The 259-nt window shown below is 46.7% G+C and carries 1 protein-coding gene; it reads left to right on the forward strand.

Annotation, left to right across the window (positions count from 1 at the left end; translation table 11 throughout):
* The coding region (locus AAEY78_RS13805; RefSeq protein ID WP_352339926.1) for a lytic murein transglycosylase at positions 1 to 259 on the forward strand (259 nt) is incomplete at both ends.

A 259-nucleotide genomic window follows, 5' to 3' on the forward strand; every position in this document is an offset into this window, starting at 1 on the left:
CTACAACAGCTTTTCTGATTGGAAGTCTGACTTCTCCATGCGCGCGCTGTCATCAGGCTATGATGCCTCAACGATTCGACGTCTGATGGATTCTGCTTACTTAAATCAGCAGGTCATCTCGCTTGACTCAGGACAGCCAGAGTTTTCAAAAATGCCGTGGGAATATGTTGATTCTGCGGTATCAGATGGGCGTGTGAGTACGGGTAAGCGTAAGTTTGCTGAGCAACGGGCATTTTTGTCACAATTAGAATCGCAGTAT

Origin of the sequence: Psychrobacter sp. 16-MNA-CIBAN-0192 (assembly GCF_040309565.1) — a bacterium.
In the GTDB taxonomy this organism is placed as follows: domain Bacteria; phylum Pseudomonadota; class Gammaproteobacteria; order Pseudomonadales; family Moraxellaceae; genus Psychrobacter.